This window comes from Pseudomonas sp. 5P_3.1_Bac2, from assembly GCF_025465995.1.
Lineage (GTDB): Bacteria > Pseudomonadota > Gammaproteobacteria > Pseudomonadales > Pseudomonadaceae > Aquipseudomonas.
Map to the genome: position 1 here is coordinate 20,508 of NZ_JANLNY010000024.1, position 15,409 is coordinate 35,916.

At 60.8% G+C, this 15,409-nt stretch carries 18 protein-coding genes; 9 read left to right on the forward strand and 9 right to left on the reverse strand.

Going from position 1 to position 15,409, the window contains the following annotated elements:
* Genes ctaD through NTD81_RS15730 form a run of 3 tightly spaced genes read left to right on the forward strand, consistent with a single transcriptional unit; the run spans nt 1 to nt 3,110 of the window.
* Nucleotides 1-1,590: a cytochrome c oxidase subunit I gene (gene ctaD, locus NTD81_RS15720; RefSeq protein ID WP_262183590.1), complete on the forward strand. Its 1,590-nt coding sequence runs from the start codon at nt 1-3 to the stop codon at nt 1,588-1,590.
* 9 nt (nt 1,591-1,599) lie between these two features.
* Nucleotides 1,600-2,181, forward strand: coding sequence for a cytochrome c oxidase assembly protein (locus tag NTD81_RS15725; RefSeq protein ID WP_262183592.1), 582 nt, complete (start codon nt 1,600-1,602; stop codon nt 2,179-2,181).
* Nucleotides 2,182-2,192: 11 nt separating this feature from the next.
* Nucleotides 2,193-3,110 (forward strand): cytochrome c oxidase subunit 3, encoded by a 918-nt coding sequence (locus NTD81_RS15730; RefSeq protein ID WP_262183593.1) that lies wholly within the window; start codon nt 2,193-2,195, stop codon nt 3,108-3,110.
* A 44-nt stretch (nt 3,111-3,154) separates the two neighbouring features.
* Here NTD81_RS15730 and NTD81_RS15735 read toward each other — a convergent pair whose 3' ends face one another.
* Entirely contained in the window at nt 3,155-3,358 is a 204-nt protein-coding gene (locus NTD81_RS15735) for a twin transmembrane helix small protein (protein WP_262183595.1), read from the reverse strand.
* An 81-nt stretch (nt 3,359-3,439) separates the two neighbouring features.
* Between NTD81_RS15735 and NTD81_RS15740 the strand changes: the two genes are divergently transcribed.
* The 5 genes from NTD81_RS15740 to NTD81_RS15760 all read left to right on the forward strand — a co-directional run bounded on the left by NTD81_RS15740 (nt 3,440) and on the right by NTD81_RS15760 (nt 7,417).
* Nucleotides 3,440-4,171 (forward strand): SURF1 family protein, encoded by a 732-nt coding sequence (locus tag NTD81_RS15740; protein WP_262183596.1) that lies wholly within the window; start codon nt 3,440-3,442, stop codon nt 4,169-4,171.
* Nucleotides 4,146-4,736, forward strand: coding sequence for a hypothetical protein (locus NTD81_RS15745; RefSeq protein WP_262183597.1), 591 nt, complete (start codon nt 4,146-4,148; stop codon nt 4,734-4,736). Before NTD81_RS15740 ends, NTD81_RS15745 begins: the two co-directional genes overlap by 26 nt.
* A 16-nt stretch (nt 4,737-4,752) precedes the next feature.
* A complete protein-coding gene (locus tag NTD81_RS15750) occupies nt 4,753-5,790 on the forward strand; it encodes a COX15/CtaA family protein (protein ID WP_262183598.1) in 1,038 nt (345 codons plus the stop codon).
* Nucleotides 5,791-5,803: 13 nt separating this feature from the next.
* Nucleotides 5,804-6,697: a heme o synthase gene (gene cyoE / locus NTD81_RS15755; protein ID WP_262183599.1), complete on the forward strand. Its 894-nt coding sequence runs from the start codon at nt 5,804-5,806 to the stop codon at nt 6,695-6,697.
* Between the two features lie 84 nt (nt 6,698-6,781).
* Nucleotides 6,782-7,417, forward strand: a complete 636-nt coding sequence (locus NTD81_RS15760; protein WP_262183600.1) for an SCO family protein — start codon at nt 6,782-6,784, stop codon at nt 7,415-7,417.
* A 634-nt stretch (nt 7,418-8,051) separates the two neighbouring features.
* On the opposite strand, the gene NTD81_RS15765 is transcribed toward NTD81_RS15760, so the two are convergent.
* The 6 genes from NTD81_RS15765 to NTD81_RS15790 all read right to left on the reverse strand — a co-directional run bounded on the left by NTD81_RS15765 (nt 8,052) and on the right by NTD81_RS15790 (nt 13,075).
* Nucleotides 8,052-8,822: a MetQ/NlpA family ABC transporter substrate-binding protein gene (locus tag NTD81_RS15765; protein ID WP_262183601.1), complete on the reverse strand. Its 771-nt coding sequence runs from the start codon at nt 8,820-8,822 to the stop codon at nt 8,052-8,054.
* A gap of 74 nt (nt 8,823-8,896) precedes the next feature.
* Nucleotides 8,897-9,574 (reverse strand): methionine ABC transporter permease, encoded by a 678-nt coding sequence (locus NTD81_RS15770; protein WP_262183602.1) that lies wholly within the window; start codon nt 9,572-9,574, stop codon nt 8,897-8,899.
* Nucleotides 9,574-10,581 carry a methionine ABC transporter ATP-binding protein gene (locus tag NTD81_RS15775; RefSeq protein WP_262183603.1) on the reverse strand — a complete coding sequence of 336 codons (1,008 nt, stop codon included), beginning with the start codon at nt 10,579-10,581 and terminating at the stop codon, nt 9,574-9,576. The genes NTD81_RS15770 and NTD81_RS15775 overlap by 1 nt, the downstream gene beginning before the upstream one ends.
* 424 nt (nt 10,582-11,005) lie before the next feature.
* The gene (znuB, locus tag NTD81_RS15780; protein ID WP_262183604.1) at nt 11,006-11,794 is read right to left on the reverse strand and encodes a zinc ABC transporter permease subunit ZnuB; all 789 of its coding nucleotides are present in this window, start codon (nt 11,792-11,794) and stop codon (nt 11,006-11,008) included.
* Nucleotides 11,787-12,593 carry a zinc ABC transporter ATP-binding protein ZnuC gene (gene znuC / locus NTD81_RS15785; RefSeq protein WP_262183605.1) on the reverse strand — a complete coding sequence of 269 codons (807 nt, stop codon included), beginning with the start codon at nt 12,591-12,593 and terminating at the stop codon, nt 11,787-11,789. The genes znuB and znuC overlap by 8 nt, the downstream gene beginning before the upstream one ends.
* Nucleotides 12,590-13,075 carry a Fur family transcriptional regulator gene (locus NTD81_RS15790; protein WP_262183606.1) on the reverse strand — a complete coding sequence of 162 codons (486 nt, stop codon included), beginning with the start codon at nt 13,073-13,075 and terminating at the stop codon, nt 12,590-12,592. The genes znuC and NTD81_RS15790 overlap by 4 nt, the downstream gene beginning before the upstream one ends.
* A 14-nt stretch (nt 13,076-13,089) precedes the next feature.
* Here NTD81_RS15790 and znuA point away from each other — a divergent pair, with 14 nt between their 5' ends.
* Nucleotides 13,090-14,097 carry a zinc ABC transporter substrate-binding protein ZnuA gene (gene znuA, locus NTD81_RS15795; protein ID WP_410017169.1) on the forward strand — a complete coding sequence of 336 codons (1,008 nt, stop codon included), beginning with the start codon at nt 13,090-13,092 and terminating at the stop codon, nt 14,095-14,097.
* Nucleotides 14,098-14,103: 6 nt separating this feature from the next.
* On the opposite strand, the gene NTD81_RS15800 is transcribed toward znuA, so the two are convergent.
* Both NTD81_RS15800 and NTD81_RS15805 read right to left on the reverse strand, forming a co-directional pair.
* Nucleotides 14,104-15,054 (reverse strand): homoserine kinase, encoded by a 951-nt coding sequence (locus NTD81_RS15800; RefSeq protein WP_262183608.1) that lies wholly within the window; start codon nt 15,052-15,054, stop codon nt 14,104-14,106.
* A 15-nt stretch (nt 15,055-15,069) separates the two neighbouring features.
* The gene (locus NTD81_RS15805) at nt 15,070-15,354 is read right to left on the reverse strand and encodes a DUF2782 domain-containing protein (RefSeq protein WP_262183609.1); all 285 of its coding nucleotides are present in this window, start codon (nt 15,352-15,354) and stop codon (nt 15,070-15,072) included.
* Between the last annotated feature and the right edge of the window lie 55 nt (nt 15,355-15,409).

Below are 15,409 nucleotides of genomic sequence, written 5' to 3' on the forward strand. Positions count from 1 at the left end.
ATGAGTGCAGTGATTGGCCAAGGTCATGCCGAACATGACCACCACCACGGCCCAGCCAAAGGTCTGATGCGCTGGGTATTAACCACTAACCACAAAGATATTGGTTCGCTCTACCTGTGGTTCAGCTTCTGCATGTTCTTGACCGGTGGCTGCATGGCCATGGTGATTCGCGCCGAGTTGTTCCAGCCCGGCTTGCAGATCGTTGAGCCGGCGTTCTTCAACCAGATGACGACCATGCATGGCCTGATCATGGTCTTCGGTGCGGTGATGCCGGCCTTCGTTGGCCTGGCCAACTGGATGATTCCGCTGATGATCGGCGCGCCGGACATGGCCCTGCCACGGATGAACAACTTCAGCTTCTGGCTGCTCCCAGCCGCCTTTGGCCTGTTGCTCAGCACCTTGTTTATGGAAGGCGGCGGGCCCAATTTCGGGTGGACCTTCTACGCGCCGCTGTCCACCACCTTCGCGCCGCAGTCGGTGACCTTCTTTATCTTCGCCATTCACCTGATGGGCATCAGCTCGATCATGGGCGCGATCAACGTGGTCGCCACCATTCTCAATCTGCGAGCCCCTGGCATGACGTTGATGAAGATGCCGCTGTTCGTCTGGACCTGGCTGATCACCGCCTTCTTGCTGATCGCGGTGATGCCGGTACTGGCTGGCTGCGTCACCATGATGCTGATGGATATCCACTTCGGCACCAGCTTCTTCAGTGCCGCTGGCGGTGGTGATCCGGTGTTGTTCCAGCACGTGTTCTGGTTCTTCGGCCACCCCGAGGTGTACATCATGATCCTGCCGGCGTTCGGCGCGGTCAGTGCGATTATCCCGACCTTCGCCCGCAAGCCGTTGTTCGGTTATACCTCGATGGTTTACGCCACGGCGGCGATTGCCTTCCTGTCGTTTATCGTCTGGGCCCACCACATGTTTGTGGTCGGTATTCCGCTGACGGGTGAACTGTTCTTTATGTACGCCACCATGCTGATTGCGGTGCCCACCGGGGTGAAGGTGTTCAACTGGGCCAGCACGATGTGGCGCGGCTCGATGACCTTCGAGACACCGATGCTGTTCTCCGTGGCCTTCGTGATTCTGTTCACCATTGGCGGTTTCTCCGGGTTGATGCTGGCCATCGCCCCGGCCGACTTCCAGTACCACGACACTTACTTTGTGGTGGCGCACTTCCACTATGTGCTGGTGCCTGGGGCGATCTTTGGCATCTTCGCCTCGGCCTACTACTGGCTGCCGAAATGGACCGGCCACATGTATGACGAGACCCTCGGCAAGCTGCATTTCTGGATGAGTTTTATCGGCATGAACCTGGCGTTCTTCCCCATGCATTTCGTGGGGCTGGCTGGCATGCCGCGGCGGATTCCGGACTACAACCTGATGTTCGCCAACTTCAACATGGTCTCCTCGATTGGTGCCTTTATGTTCGGCGCCACCCAGCTGCTGTTCCTGTTTATCGTCATCAAGTGCATCCGTGGCGGCAAACCGGCCGCGGCCAAACCCTGGGATGGCGCGGAAGGTCTGGAGTGGACGGTGCCGTCGCCCGCGCCTTACCACACCTTCAGCACGCCACCTGAAGTGAAGTAGGTCAGAGCCATGAATGCTGCCTTGGCGACTCGCCGCCTGATCATCCGTCTGATACTGGTGGTGGTGGCGATGTTCGCCTTCGGTTTTGCCCTGGTGCCCCTGTATGACGTGATGTGCCAGGCCTTTGGCATCAACGGTAAAACTGCCGGGGCCTATCAGGCGCAGCAGCAAACTGTGGATACGTCACGCCAGGTGCGGGTGCAGTTTCTCGCCACCAACTCGGTCGAGATGGTCTGGCAGTTCGCGCCCCAGGCTGACGAAATCGTGGTGCATCCCGGGCAAACCACGCAGATGTTGTTCGTGGCCCACAACCCCACCGACCAACCCATGACGGCCCAGGCCATACCCAGCGTGGCGCCGGCTGAGGCGGCGGCTTACTTCCATAAAACCGAATGCTTTTGCTTTACCCAACAGGTGCTGCAACCCGGCGAGCGTATTGAGATGCCGGTGCGTTTTATTGTTGATCGCGACCTGCCGGCAGATGTTCACCATCTGACCCTGGCCTACACCTTGTTTGATATCACCGCGCGCAAACCGCCGGTGGCACAAGCGAGCCTCACCCCGGCGGCTGCAACCCGGACGGCTCCATAAGGAGAACAATAATGAGTCAGCAACACAGCTCTGACGTAAATGCTGCCGAGCACGCCAACTACTACGTCCCGGCACAAAGTAAGTGGCCGATCATTGCCACTTTCGGCCTGCTGATCACGGTGTTTGGCGTGGGCACTTGGTTTAACGACCTCAAGGCCAACCACGAGCAGTCCCACGGTCCGCTGATCTTCTTTATCGGCGCATTATTTCTCGCCTATATGCTATTTGGCTGGTTCGGCAACGTGATCAAAGAGAGCCGTGGCGGCCTCTACAGTGCGCAGATGGACCGCTCGTTTCGCTGGGGCATGAGCTGGTTTATTTTCTCCGAAGTGATGTTCTTCGCGGCCTTCTTCGGCGTGTTGTTTTATGTGCGCACCTGGGCTGGGCCGTGGCTCGGCGGCGAGGGCGACAAGGGCGTGGCGCATATGCTGTGGCCGAGTTTTGAATACAGTTGGCCGCTGCTGAATAGCCCCGATCCTAAGCTCTATCCGGCGCCCAAAGGCGTGATCAGCCCGTGGGGCTTGCCGCTGCTCAATACCATCTTGCTGGTTAGCTCCAGCTTTACCCTGACCTTCGCCCACCATGCGCTGCGCAAAAATCAGCGTAAGCCACTGACCCTGTGGCTGGCCCTGACGGTGATTCTGGGCATCGCCTTTCTGGGCTTCCAGGTCGAGGAATATATCCACGCCTACCAGGAGTTGGGCCTGACCTTAGGTTCGGGGATCTACGGCGCCACCTTCTTTATGCTCACCGGCTTTCACGGCGCCCACGTGACCCTCGGCGCGTTGATGCTGAGCATCATGCTGATCCGCATCATCCGTGGTCACTTCAGCCCCGAGCAGCACTTCGGTTTTGAAGCCGCGGCTTGGTATTGGCACTTTGTCGATGTGGTGTGGATCGGCTTGTTTGTCTTTGTCTATGTGCTGTAAGGCACTGCGCTAAGCCGCGTGATAGCGGCTTAGCAGCGGTAGCTCTACCAGGTGACATGGCTGACCAGTTGGCCGCTGAAAAAGCCCCAAGTGATCAGCCCAAGCGTGATGGCGGTCAAGCTGACGCGCAGGGTTAAGGCATTGACCAGCCGTGAGCTGCGGCCTTGATCTTTGACCAGAAACAGCAGACCGCTGAACAGGCTGATCAGGGTAGCCAGTAGTAACAGGACAATCGCGGCTTTGAGCATGCGTGACTCCTGAACAAGGGACGGGGGATGGCAGATGCGCTGCAGTATAGTCAGCTGGGCCAATTCAGCAGGAGCGTGGCAGTGAGCGCCTTTCGCCCGGGCGTGCTGCCCAGCGTGATCGTGTTGCTGTTGCTGCCGTGCCTGATCGGCCTGGGCTTCTGGCAGCTGGCCCGGGCTGAAGAAAAACGTCAGTTGCTGGCGCTTTACCAATCCCGCCAACTCGCCGCGCCCATCGCGCTGAGCCAACTGGAGCAACTGGCCGACCCCGCTTACCGGCGCGTACAGCTGCAAGGTCATTTCGATGAACAGCACAGCCTGTTGCTGGATAACCGCATGCGTGATGGCCGCGCCGGGGTGGAAGTACTGCAGCCGTTTTACGACCAACCCAGCGGCCTGTGGCTGCTGGTCAATCGTGGCTGGCAAGCCTGGCCGGATCGGCGTGTGCCGCCGCACTTCACTACCCCGAGCGGGCCGCTACAGCTCAGTGCCTGGGTCTATGTGGCGTTGTCTGGGGGGCTGCATCTGGGGGCCGCCAACAGCGCCCAAGGCTGGCCACGCCTGGTCAGCGAGGTACAGGCCAAGGCGCTCTGGCAGCAACTGGGGCGCGGCGGCTTTAGTCATGAAATCCGCCTAGAACCCGGCCCGGCTGCGCTGCGCACCGACTGGCCAGTGGTCGCCATGGGCGTGGAAAAACACCAAGGCTATGCCGTGCAGTGGTTCGCCATGGCCGCTGCATTGTTCGCATTGTTTATCTATTTCGGTCTACATAACGCGCGGGAGACTCGCCATGCCACCAGCCATCGCCCTGCCTAACGTGACGCCTGCGCAAAAGCTGCGCGGCCGTGTGCAACTGCTGTTAATTCTGGCCGTGGTCATAGGCCCCATGTTGCTCGCAAGCGCCATGTACCACTGGCGTTTCTGGGTGCCAGAAGGGCGTAACTACCACGGCGAACTGATCGGTACCGGCCAGCGCTTGAGCGATTTAGGCGTGGACGCAGTGGCCGGCGGCGAGCCGCACTGGCAGCTGTTGGTCACCGTGCCGCAAAACTGCGACGCCGCCTGCCACAAGTTGGTGTATATCGCCCGCCAAGTGCATATCGGCCTGAACCGCGACGCCAACCGTGCCAGCCACGCCCTGGCCAACGCGCAGCCATTGCCGCAGCAATATGCCGAGCAACTCAAGCGCGAATATCCCCAGCTGGCGCGTTATGCCTTAGAGCTTGAACGCTTCGAGAAAACCGCCGGCAAGGTCGATGGCGCGCAGCTGTGGATAGTCGATCCGCTGGGCAACTTGGTGCTGCGCTACGGCGCCGACAGCCAAGGTAAGGCGATCCTCGACGACCTGCGTCTGCTGCTCAAAGTCTCGCAAATTGGCTAAGCGCAAAGGAGAGAGCATGACCAAGCCCGGTTTGACCTTAGCCTTGCTCGCCACCCTGTTGGCCGTCCTGGTGGTGGCCTTGGGCGCCTATACGCGGCTCAGCCATGCCGGCCTCGGTTGCCCGGACTGGCCGGGTTGCTATGGCTTTATCAGCGTGCCGATGAGTGAGCACAGTCAGAACCTCGCCGCCGCCCGTTTTCCGGATGCGCCGGTCGAGGTGGCCAAGGGCTGGTTCGAGATGATCCACCGCTACTTTGCCGGGGCTCTGGGCCTGCTGATTCTGGCCCTGGCGGTGCATGCGCTACGGCGCCGTAAACAGCCGGGACAACCACTCAAACTGCCGCTGTTGCTGTTGGCGTTGGTGGTGTTGCAAGCCGCCTTTGGCATGTGGACGGTGACCCTCAAACTGTGGCCGCAGGTGGTGACCGCGCACCTGCTTGGCGGCTTCGCCACCCTGGCTTTGTTGTTTCTCTTGAGCCTGCGCTTGGCCCACCTAACGCCGCTGGCCACGCCATTGCCAGCGGGTTTTCGCCAACTGGCGGGGCTCGCGCTGCTGCTGGTGATCGGGCAGATCACCCTAGGCGGCTGGGTCAGTTCCAACTATGCGGCGGTGGCCTGTGTGGATATGCCCACCTGCCACGGCCAGTGGTGGCCGCCGATGGACTTCGCCAATGGCTTTCACCTGAGCCAACACATCGGCCCCAATTATCTCGGCGGCCAGCTCGATAGCGAAGCGCGCACAGCGATTCACTTCAGCCATCGCTTAGGTGCCGGTGTGCTCAGTTCGGTTTTGCTGCTCCTGGCCTGGCGCCTTAAGCGCAGTGGTCAGGGCCGTTTGGCGTTATTGCTGGTGCTGGCGCTGGCGCTACAGGTGAGCCTAGGCATCAGTAACGTGCTGCTGCACTTGCCGCTGTTGGTGGCGGTCGCACACAACTTAGGCGGCGCAGGCTTGTTGCTGACGCTGCTGTTGGTCAACTACCGCGTGCACACGGCGCCGCGCGCGCTGCCAGCTGCGGTGCAGGCGCATAGCTCGCTGGCGAGCCCAGCACAATAACAAGGAGAAACCCATGGCGACTCTTGCGCGTACTCAGCTTAACCAGGCCAGCTGGCGCGATTATCTGGAACTGACCAAGCCTCGAGTGGTGTTGATGATGCTGATCACCTCGCTGGTCGGCATGTACCTGGCCACTCGTGCCGGTGTGGCGTGGCCGGTGCTGATCTTCGGCAACCTGGGCATAGGTCTGTGTGCCGGGGCGGCGGCGACGGTTAACCATGTGGTCGACCGGCGCATCGATGCCCTGATGGCGCGCACCCACAAACGCCCAGTGACCGCCGGACGTGTGTCGCCCTTGGCGGCCTTGGCTTTTGCCCTGTTGTTAGCAGTGACTGGCATGGCCTTGCTGCTGCGCTTTACCAATCAACTGGCGGCCTGGCTGACCCTCGCTTCGCTGCTCGGCTATGCGGTGATTTACACCGGTTTTTTAAAGCGCGCCACGCCGCAAAACATCGTCATTGGCGGCCTGGCTGGCGCGGCACCGCCGCTGCTCGGTTGGGTCGCGGTGACTGGGCAGATCAGCGCGCCGCCGCTGCTGTTGGTGCTGATCATTTTCGCTTGGACGCCGCCGCACTTTTGGGCCTTGGCCATTCATCGCAAGGCCGAGTATGCCAAGGCCGATATTCCCATGCTGCCGGTGACCCACGGCGAGCACTACACCAAGGTGCATATCATCCTTTACACCTTGGTCATGTTCGCGGTGACCCTGCTGCCGTACGCCATCCATATGAGTGGCGAGTTGTATCTGGCGGCTGCCGTGGTGCTGGGCCTGCGTTTCTTGCACTGGAGTTGGGTGCTGTACCGAGGCACTCAGCCCCATGCGGCGATCAACACCTTCAAATACAGCATCTGGTATCTTCTGTTGCTGTTTATCGCGCTGCTGCTCGATCATTATTTGATCATCTAGCTTCTCAGCTGCCGCTCTACCGCGTGGGTTGATCGCGCGGTGGTGCTGGCAGATCGCTTCCGGCTATTAGGACCCGTTGCTGCCATGAGTCGAACCCATACCACCGTATTTATTCTCGTCGCCATCGTTGCCTTGGTGCTGGGCCTGACCGTCAACAAGGTGCTGAGTAATAAGGGCCAGGCTGACCCTGCCGCGCTGCTCGATGCAGGCATCGTGCTATTGCCGCAAAGCCGTACTCTGCCCGCTCTGAGCCTGACTAATCAGGATGGTCAGGCGGTGGCGCTGGACCAACTGCAAGGGCAGTGGAGCCTGCTGTTTTTCGGCTACACCTTCTGCCCGGATATTTGCCCGGCGACTTTGGCCCAGCTGCGTCAACTGCAAAGCGAGCTGCCGCCTGAGGTGGTGAAAAATCTGCGCGTGTTGCTCGTCAGCGTCGACCCGGCGCGCGATACCCCTGAGCAGTTAAAGAAATACCTGGGCTATTTCGATGCCGGCTTTATCGGTCTGACTGGCGAGGAGGCAAGCATCCAGAAGCTGGCCAATGCGGTGAGCATTCCGTTTATTCCGGCCGATACCAGCAAAGAGAATTACACCGTCGATCACAGCGGCAACCTGGTGCTGCTCGGCCCGGATGGCAAACAGCGGGGCTTTATCCGCGCGCCGATCAACAACGCCAAGCTGGCCGCGCAATTGCCGGGACTGCTTAAAGCCGAGTCTTGATGCTGGCGCCGGGCTGTTTCTCGCGCCCTTGCCGCATGGCTGTTGCGAGGTGCGCGGATTACGCCCTAATCAGGCGACACGCTCAGGTTGCATGGGCTAACGGTGGAGGGGTGAAGCGTCCTCCACCCTACGGGGCGATTATTTGCTGTTGGGTTGTCCCCGGATTACGCCAACTGCGTTGGCTAATCCAGGCTACACGCTCAAGTTGCATGGGCTAACGGTGGAGGGATGAAGCGTCCTCCACCCTACGGGGCGTTATTTGCCGTTGGGTTGCCCTGGGATTATGCCAACTGCGTTGGCTAATCCAGGCTACAGGCTCAGGTTGCATGGGCTAACGGTGGAGGGATGAAGCGTCCTCCACCCTACGGGGCGTTATTTGCCGTTGGGTTGCCCCCGGATTACGCCAATTGCGTTGGTTAATCCAGGCTACACGCTCAAGTTGCATGGGCTAATGGTGGAGGGGTGAAGCGTCCTCCGCCCTACGGGGCGTTATTTGCCGTTGGACTGCCCCCAGGTTACACGCGGGTAGGGTGCAATCGCCGCACAGGCGCTTGCACCGCGGTCTAAGGCCCATCAACAACAAACCCCGCGACGTGGCGGGGTTTGTTGATTGCGGGCTAGGTTGCGGCGGTGCTTAGAACGCCGGCACCACGGCGCCTTGGTACTTCTCGTTGATAAAGGCTTTTACTTCGTCGCTGTGCAGAGCCTTGGCCAGTTTCTGCACGGCCGGGCTGTTTTTGTTGTCGCCACGGGCAACCAGAATGTTGACGTAAGGCGAGTCGTCACCTTCGATGATCAGCGCGTCTTTGCTTGGGTTGAGCTTGGCTTCCAGAGCGTAGTTGGTGTTGATCAGGGCCAGGTCAACCTGGGTCAGCACGCGCGGCAGGGTGGCTGCTTCCAGCTCACGAATTTTGATGTTCTTAGGGTTTGCAGCGATGTCTTTCGGCGTGGCGAGGATGCCGGCTTCTGGCTTGAGGGTGATCAGCCCGGCCTTTTGCAGCAGCAGCAAGGCACGGCCGCCGTTGGTGGCGTCGTTAGGGATCACCACGTTGGCGCCGTCTGGCAGTTCAGCCAGGGTTTTGAACTTGCTCGAGTAAGCACCGAAGGGCTCCACGTGCACACCTGCAACGCTGGTCAGGTCAGTGCCACGGCTCTTGTTGAACTCATCCAGGTATGGCTGGTGCTGGAAGAAGTTGGTGTCGATGCGCTTCTCAGCCACCTGCACGTTAGGCTGCACGTAGTCGGTGAAGACCTTGATGTTCAGCTCTACGCCTTCTTTAGCCAGAGCCGGTTTAACGAACTCGAGGATTTCCGCGTGGGGTACGGCGGTGGCCGCGACGCTCAGGCTTTCAGCATGGGCGGAGAAGGCGGCCAGGGCGGCAAACGCAGCAATTAGTTTTTTCATGTTGAGCTCCTTGGTTTTTTGTCAGCCTTGCTCATGGGTATATGAGCAAGGCCTTGTTTGATCCAGCGAAGGCTTTATTTACGCGAAAAATGCACCACCAGCTTGTCGCCGACGCTTTGCAGAACCTGCACCAGCACCAGCAACAAGATCACCGTCACGGCCATTACATCGGGCTGATAGCGCTGATAACCGTAACGTACGGCCAAGTCGCCCAGACCGCCGCCGCCAATCAGGCCGCTCATGGCGGTATAGGACACCAAGGTAATAGCGGTCACGGTGATGGCCGCGATAATCCCCGGCAATGCCTCCGGCAGCAGCGCGTTGGTGACGATCTGGCGGGTGGTCGCGCCCATGGCCTGGGTCGCCTCGATGATGCCGCGATCCACCTCACGCAGAGCGGTTTCCACCAAGCGGGCGAAGAACGGCGTAGCCCCAACGACCAGCGGCGGAATGGCGCCGGCCACGCCCAGCGAGGTGCCGGCGACGATCACGGTGAAGGGGATCATCACGATCAGCAAAATCACAAAGGGCACCGAGCGCAGGATATTCACCAGCAGCGACAGCACGCGGTACAGCGTTTTTTGCTCGAACATCTGCCGTGGTCCGGTGAGGAACAGCAGCACCCCCAGCGGCAGGCCCAGCAAAACGGTAAACAGCATGGCGCCGCCGAGCATGCTCAGGGTGTCCAGGCTGGCATAGCCGATTTCCACCCAATCGACGTTGGGCAATAAACGAGTCATCAGGGCATCCATCAGCGCAGCACCTCCAGATGCACGTCAGCGGCGGCAAAGCGCGCCATGGCAGCGTCCAAGTCGCCGCCAGTCAGGGCCAGCGTCAGTTGGCCGTAAGGGGTGTCTTTGATGTGGTCGATACGCCCGGCGAGGATGCTGTAATCCACCCCGGTCTCACGCGCCACGGTACCCAGCAGCGGGGCGTAGGTGGCCTCACCCTGGAAGGTCAGGCGCAGGATGCGCCCGGACACATGGGCGAAGTCATCGTGCTGCGCGTTCTCATCGACCTGCTCGGCTTCTTGCACAAAGCGCTTAGTGGTCGTGTGCTGCGGATGCAAGAACACTTGGGTCACGGGACCCAGCTCGACGATACGTCCGGCGTCCATCACCGCCACGCGGTCACAGACGCGGCGGATCACATCCATCTCATGGGTGATCAGCACGATGGTCAGGTTCAGCTCGCGGTTGATCTCGGCCAGCAATTGCAGCACCGAGGCGGTGGTTTGCGGGTCCAGCGCGCTGGTGGCTTCGTCGCACAGCAGAATTTTGGGTTCGGTGGACAGCGCCCGGGCAATGCCGACGCGCTGTTTCTGGCCGCCGGAAAGTTGCGCCGGGTATTTATCGGCGTGGGCGCTGAGGCCCACCCTTTGCAGCAACTCGCTGACGCGCCGGGCGATCTGCTCGCGAGGCATTTCCCCGGCGAGCTTGAGCGGCATGGCGACGTTTTCGGCCACGGTTTTGGACGACAGCAGATTGAAGTGCTGGAAGATCATCCCGGCTTGCTGGCGGAAACGCCGCAGGCCATTGGCGTCCAGCGCCGTGACGTCTTCGCCATCGACGACGATGCGCCCAGCGGAAGGCTGCTCGAGGCGGTTGATCAGGCGCAGCAGGGTGCTTTTGCCCGCGCCGGAGTGACCGATGATGCCAAACACTTCGCCACGGGCGATGTCCAGGTCGGTCGCCTGTAGAGCGGGAATGTCTTGGCCATTAAGGCGATAGGCCTTAGTGACCTGTTGAAAATTGATCACGCGTTAAACCTTTTGGGTTTGTATGAATGCCTGATAGGCATAAGCGGCGGCTAGTCTAACCGTGGCTGCTTAGGCCTCAAAAATCTTTCTAGAGCTATATTTATAGCTAAATAACACTGTTAGCGCTGCAACTCTGGCCCTAGTCAGCCCTTGGTCTAACGCTGGGCCCTCTATATTCAGGGATTTGCCCAGCGCTGCGGGCGAATTGAGCAAAGTCTGCCCCTGAGTCAGCTGTTGGACCTGGCAGGGCATTGCCGGACAAGCCAGCGTGGCGCAGGGCTGCTAACGGTCTTGCAGAGTGGGCTGTAAGCCGCAGTATTGTTGCGTTAACGCGGCAGCCTAAGTCCGCGAACTGGCTACTTGCGCGTTGAGTTGTGCAAAAAACGCGCAAGTTTACACCGCGTCAGCAGCCCGTACCAATGCTTCAGGCGCTGCGTTTGGGCAAGGCGAAGCTGAGCAGGAACAACACGGCGGCGCTGACCACAATCGACGGCCCGGCCGGGGTGTCCTTAAACCACGACAGGCTCAGGCCCAGGCACACCGCGATAATCCCGATGAGTGTGGCGCCCAGGGCCATTTGCTCGGGGGTACGAGCGTGGCGTTGGGCTGCCGCAGCCGGGATGATCAGCAAGGAGGTGATCAGCAGCACACCGACGATCTTCATCGCCACGGCAATCACCACGGCAATCAGCAGCATCAGACTCAGGCGGATGGCCGCTACCGGCAGGCCTTCGACCTTGGCCAGTTCCTCATGCACGGTGATGGCCAGCAGGGGCCGCCACAATACGGCCAGCAGCACTAGGACCAAGGCGCTGCCGGCGATGATCCAGGCCAGATCCGTAGGGCTTACGGCCAGTAAATCGCCAAACAGATAGCCCATCAGGTCGATGCGCACATCCTTCATAAAGCTCAAGGTCACCAAGCCCAGGGACAAGGTGCTGTGGGCAAGAATCCCGAGCAGGGTATCGGAGGCCAGTGGCTGACGGCTTTGCAGGGTGACTAACAACGCCGCGAGCAGTACGCAGCCGACGGTGACCGCCAGGGTCGGGCTGACATCCAGCATCAGCCCCAAGGCCACACCCAGCAGCGCGGCATGGGACAGGGTATCGCCGAAATAGGCCATGCGCCGCCACACCACAAAAGAGCCCAGCGGCCCTGCTACCAATGCCAGGGCTAAGCCGGCGAGCAGGGCGTTGAGGAGAAAATCAGGCATGGTTGCAGCCATCTCCGTGTACATGGGGCTTAAGCGGGCCTTTGATGATCAGCCCGTTAGCCGGATCGTTGACCACCGCGCCGTGCAAATCATGGGCGTGGTCATGGTGGTGGGTGTAGATGGCGAGGCTCTTGGCGTCCTGGCCGAACAGTTCGACAAAGGCTGGGTCGAAACTGACTTGCTCCGGATGGCCCGAGCAGCACACGTGACGGTTGAGGCAGACCACCTGATCGGTCGTACTCATCACCAAGTGCAGATCGTGGGACACCATCAGCACGCCGCAGCCATAGCGGTCACGCAGCTGGGTGATCAGGCGATACAGCTCGGCTTGCCCGGCGACATCGACGCCCTGCACCGGCTCATCCAGCACCAGCAGCTCGGGCTTACGCAGCAGCGCCCGGGCCAGCAGGACGCGCTGCAGCTCTCCGCCGGAAACGCTTTGCAGCGGGCTGTCGATAACCTTCGCCGCGCCCACTTCGGCCAACGCCGCTTGCACATCGGCGCGGCTGACCCCCGGCACCAGGCGCAAAAAGCGCAGCACCGAGAGCGGCAGGGTGGCGTCCACATGCAGTTTTTGCGGCATATAGCCGACGCGCAGTTTGGCCTTGCGCTGCACCTGGCCTTGGTCGGGCTTGAGCAGACCGAGCACGACGCGGACCAAGGTGGTTTTACCGGCGCCATTGGGGCCGATCAGGGTGACGATCTCGCCGGGTTTGACCTGCAATTTGACGTCATGCAGCACGGTCTGCCCGGACAGTTTGACGGCCACCTGCTCAAGTTCGATCAGCGCGTTGCTCATGAGGCTTTCCGGCAGCCTGCGCAGAGGCCGACCACTTCGACGGTCTGGCCTTCCACGGCAAAACCGACTTGGCTGGCCGAACGGGTGATGGCATCGCTGATGGCCGACTGCTCCAGCTCAATTGCCGCGTTGCAGTTGCGGCAAATGAGGAACTGGCCTTGGTGGGCGTGCTCCGGATGGCTGCAACCCACAAAGGCATTGAGCGACGAGATGCGGTGCACCAGGCCGTTCTCAAGGAGGAAGTCCAGCGCCCGATAAACGGTCGGTGGCGCGGCACGGCGGCCGTCTTCTTCACTCAGGACACCGAGGATGTCATAGGCGCCCAGTGGCTTATGGCTCTGCCACACCAGCTCCAGTACGCGTTTGCGCAGGGCGGTCAGGCGCAGGCCTTGGCGCCCGCACAGCGCCTCGGCCTCGGCCAGGGCGTGGGAAACGCAGTGGGAGTGGTCGTGGGGGCGTGAAGCCAGGGGAGCTTGATTCATGGGCGGCGACGGCTATGGTGAGAGACGTTATTATATTACCCCGTCATCTCTGCTCGAGTATTGCCGTCTTGCGCCTTTTTTCCGCCGTTTGCCTATTGTTAGCGACTTTCAGCGCCCAGGCCGAAGTCAAACTGCTGACCAGCATCAAGCCATTACAACTGATTGCCGCTGCGGTGCAGCAAGGCGTGGGCACGCCAGATGTATTGCTGCCGCCTGGCGCGTCGCCGCATAACTACGCACTGAGACCGTCCGATGTGCGGCGGGTGCGCGAGGCCGACCTGCTGTATTGGGTGGGGGCCGATATGGAAGCTTTCTTGCCGCGAGTCCTGGCTGGGCGGGATAAGGCCAGCGTGGCAGTGCAGGATCTGCCAGGCATGAGTCTGCGCCACTTTGGCGAGGGCAGTGGCCAGGCTGCCGCCGATCACGATCACGATCACGATCACGATCACGACGCGGCGCCGGCTGACGCGGCCGATGAGCATGACCATAACCATCGTCCCGGCAGCCTGGATGCTCACCTGTGGTTACTGCCGGCCAATGCCCGGGTGATCGCCCAGCGTATGGCGGCGGATCTGGCCCAAGCCGACCCGGCGAATGCTGCCCGCTATCAGGCCAACGCCGAGGCTTTTGCAACGCGTCTGGATGCCTTGGATCAGCGTCTGCACAGCCAACTGCAAGCGCTGCACGGCAAGCCGTACTTTGTCTTCCATGAAGCCTACGACTATTTCGAGAGCGCTTACGACATCAAGCACGCCGGGGTCTTCAGTGTGCTCGGTGAAGTGCAGCCAGGCGCGCAGCATGTGGCTGCTATGCGCGAGCGCTTGCAAGCGGTAGGTCCGACCTGTGTCTTCAGTGAGCCGCCGCTGCGTCCGCGCTTGGCCGAAACGCTGACCGCCGGCCTGCCAGTCAAACTGGCCGAGTTGGACGCCATGGGCAGTGCGGCGAAGATGGATGAGCGAGGCTACGAGGCCATGCTCAGCACCTTGGCGAGCGAGTTGACGGGCTGCCTCAACTCGCTCTGAGTGGCCCTACAGCGCTACGGGCAGGTGCAGCGCGACCTGCTGGCGCTGCGCCAGGCGCCGCTCAAACTCTGCCGGGTCGTGGATCAGCACTTCTTGTCCAGCGAACGACTCGGCAGCGATCAAGCGCGACAGCCAGAAGCGCAGGCAGGCAATACGCAGCATGGCCGGCCACAGCTCCACTTCGCTGGGACTAAAGGGCCGCTGCGCCGCATAGGCGCCGAGCAGGGCTTGGGCGCGCGCTGTATCGAGGCTGCCGTCTGGGTGGGAACACCAGTCGTTTAAGGCAATGGCCAAGTCATAGAGCATTGGCCCGCTGCAGGCGTTATAGAAGTCGATGACCCCAGCCAGATGGTTGCCATCAAACAGCACGTTGTCGCGGAACATATCGGCATGCAGATTGGCTTGCGGCAGTGCGCGGATGGCCGTGTGCAGTGCGCGCACTTCACCCAGTACGGCGCGCAGCAAGGCCGCGCTGGGGGCGGCCAAGTGCTCAGCTTGCAGCGGTCCTTGTTCGAGCATCCACTCCAGGCCGCGATCGCTTTTGCGCGGTAACGGCGCTTCGCGGGTGGCCAGATGGATATGCGCGAGCAGCTCGCCGACTTGCCGGCAGTGCTCGGCATGGGCGCTGCTGATGTGTTTGCCCGCTAGGCGCGGCTGCAGCAGGGCGGGTTTGCCGGCCAGGCTGCGCAGCGCTTCGCCAGTGCCGGTGGGGATGGCATAGGGCACTGGCAGGCCCGCGTCGTGCAACACGTCGAGCAGTTGGATAAAGAACGGCAGGTCGGCGCTAGGGCCCCGCTCGATCAGGGTGAGGACATACTCACCCTGTTCCAGGCTGATAAAAAAGTTGGTGTTTTCACTGCCTGCGGCAATGCCTTGAAAATCAACCAAACGACCCAGCCCATAGGGCGCGAGAAATGCTTCGAGCTCAGGGCGCGCAAGCGGGGTAAACACCGACATTCAACAATTGCCTTCTTACCAGCTGAAAATTTCCCAGGCCGGAATCAACATATCCGGACTGTCCGAACGAACAAATTGGCCGTCACTGCCATCGGCCCGTACTAAGAAGTAAGGCTTACCATTTTTCGGGGTGACCTTAACGGCGTAGAGAAAACCATTAACGCGGTACTCATGGATGGTGCGATCGCCGTCCTGGCGGATGGTTACATCTGGATCGGCATTAACGGGGTCTTCTGCGACAGCGTTAAGCGATGCAGCGGTGAGAACGCTGGCCAACAACAAGCTAATGAGTGTGCGCATGTTACCCTTATCCCTTTGATTGCAATGGTGCGGCTATTCTAGCTGCGCCTCAGCT